3 protein-coding genes are annotated in these 1749 nt (G+C 43.7%); 2 read left to right on the top strand and 1 reads right to left on the bottom strand.

The features are described 5' to 3' along the window. Window positions 1–6: 6 nt before the first annotated feature. The gene (locus G468_RS21865; protein ID WP_081700726.1) at window positions 7–900 is read right to left on the bottom strand and encodes a type II secretion system F family protein; all 894 of its coding nucleotides are present in this window, start codon (window positions 898–900) and stop codon (window positions 7–9) included. 81 nt (window positions 901–981) lie between these two features. On the opposite strand from G468_RS21865, the gene G468_RS0117530 reads away from it, so the two are divergent. Further along, window positions 982–1233: a type II toxin-antitoxin system Phd/YefM family antitoxin gene (locus tag G468_RS0117530; RefSeq protein ID WP_026824096.1), complete on the top strand. Its 252-nt coding sequence runs from the start codon at window positions 982–984 to the stop codon at window positions 1231–1233. Next, window positions 1230–1517 carry a type II toxin-antitoxin system RelE family toxin gene (locus G468_RS0117525; protein WP_026824095.1) on the top strand — a complete coding sequence of 96 codons (288 nt, stop codon included), beginning with the start codon at window positions 1230–1232 and terminating at the stop codon, window positions 1515–1517. Before G468_RS0117530 ends, G468_RS0117525 begins: the two co-directional genes overlap by 4 nt. Window positions 1518–1749: the final 232 nt, after the last annotated feature.

Here is a 1749-nt window from a genome sequence, read left to right as displayed (position 1 = left end):
AACTCATTAACATCCCCGAAGCAGCACCGCTGCGCCGCTCACGCGTAGCGTGCTACGTTCACCTTGACCTTGACCTTGTCGCATATAATGGAGCGTTTCATTAATGCGCCTTTCCAGCCACGGGCTAGCGGTTTCGCCAAGCATATTGACCGCCTGCATGACCGGGATATTGACGCGCAGCAAGGCGGCGATATTCAGCAAAAAGTAAACGCCCTGCACGGCGCGATAGACTGACCATGGCGGCAGATTGTCGGCAATTTTTCGACTGACCCAATGCCCCATTGAGCATACCATCAATCCGATCAGAGCTAGCAGGCCAAACAGCAGTAACCACTCAAAATTAACAATAAATTCAGAAATACCGGTGAGCAGGCTTAAAGGCCCATCCCATTTCTCACGCGGCACTAGTCTTGCCAGCTTGGGGATAAACTTTTCACAGACCATGTGCATCATCAGCACTACAATCCCCAGTAGAAAACAGGGGTAGGCCAATGCGCCGAACAGGGCGGAGACCATGGTTTTCTTGCCTTCCACAATTTGGCTGGCACGACGCAAGGCATCGGAGAGCTTGCCGGAAAGGATACCTGAGCCAATCAAGGTGGCTTCCTGAACCGGGACCCAATCGAACAGCACTTTTTCAAACGCCCCTTGCCCCTCATCCAGCGCAGACAGGCAATCGGTCAACAGCACCGCGTAGGGATGATGTTTGCGGCCAAAATCGGTGATCACGTTGCGCATATCGATAAAGGCTTGTTGCAACGATTTGTTGTTATCCAGCAAAAAGGCCAGCATGTCGTAGAAGGCGATGCGGTCTTTAGCGGAAAAGGTTTTCTGATATATCCAGCGAATTGCCGTTTTGAGGTGAGGTTGGAGGCCTGCAAAAGATAAAGAAGAAAACATATCGGCTCCATAAAAAGACTTGTTAATGAGTTTTTTGGTGTTAAAATAAAACCTATAAATAGGTTTCTTAGTGAGGTTTTTATGCCAACAACCATTCTTAGTACAACAACAGCTAGCATTACGGAATTGAAAACAAACCCTATGGCAACAGTCAATTCAGGAGATGGGTATCCGGTTGCAATTTTGAATCGTAATCAACCTGCGTTTTACTGCATTCCTGCCGAGTTATATGAACAAATGTTAGAGTTTATTGATGACCAGGAATTAGCAAACCTAGTCAAAGAGCGTGCAGAGCAGACATTACATGATGTCAATCTGGATCGTTACTTATGATCTACAAGGTTAAGTTCAGAACTGATGCACTCAAAGAATGGAACAATCTTGATCGTTCCATTCAACAGCAATTCGCCAGGAAGTTGAAGAAATGCGCTGAGAATCCGCATATTCCAGCAGCCAGGCTGAGAGGAATGCAAAATTGCTATAAGATTAAACTCAGATCATCTGGCTTCAGACTTGTTTACCAAATCTTTAAGGATGAGTTAATCATTGCAGTTGTTGCCGTTGGAAAACGTGAACATAGTGAAGTTTATAAACTTGCTAGCAAACGACTGCGTTGACATTCTCCTCTTTATTCGGGCAACAAAGTATAACTATCTTCATCAATCGGGCAAATAAAAATGTAGTAGCTCAGACTAGATCTGACAGATACTGTATAAATAACCGGTAACTGTCAGATCTAGTCTGAGCTACTACATTTTAGTATTAAATAAATATTTTTTATCACTTATTTCATTTTTTAAAACTGGTTTTTTATCGTACAAAAAGTCTTGTTGAAATTTTATAGAAAAA

The sequence above is a fragment of the Arsenophonus nasoniae DSM 15247 genome, assembly GCF_000429565.1.
GTDB classification, from domain to species: domain Bacteria; phylum Pseudomonadota; class Gammaproteobacteria; order Enterobacterales; family Enterobacteriaceae; genus Arsenophonus; species Arsenophonus nasoniae.
The sequence above is the reverse complement of the archived record's forward strand: the minus strand, read 5'-3'. Positions and strand labels throughout refer to the sequence as shown.